At 75.5% G+C, this 204-nt stretch carries 1 pseudogene; it reads left to right on the plus strand.

The window, feature by feature from the left end:
* Positions 1-204, plus strand: a pseudogene (locus BN358_RS13430) (proline--tRNA ligase); the annotation flags it as partial.

Below are 204 nucleotides of genomic sequence, written 5' to 3' on the forward strand. Positions count from 1 at the left end.
TCTGGTCACGGTGACCATGGGCTCCTACGGCGTGGGCGTGTCCCGTGCGGTGGCGGCCGTGGCCGAGGCGACCTGCGACGACCGCGGCCTGGCCTGGCCCCGCGCCCTGGCGCCGTTCGCGTCCAGGTGCTGGCCACCGGCAAGGGTGAGGAGATCCTCGACGCCGCCACGAAGCTCGCCGAGGAGCTGGACCGCCCGCGGCGT

Origin of the sequence: Sedimentibacter sp. B4, assembly GCF_000309315.1 — a bacterium.
In the GTDB taxonomy this organism is placed as follows: domain Bacteria; phylum Bacillota; class Clostridia; order Tissierellales; family Sedimentibacteraceae; genus Sedimentibacter; species Sedimentibacter saalensis.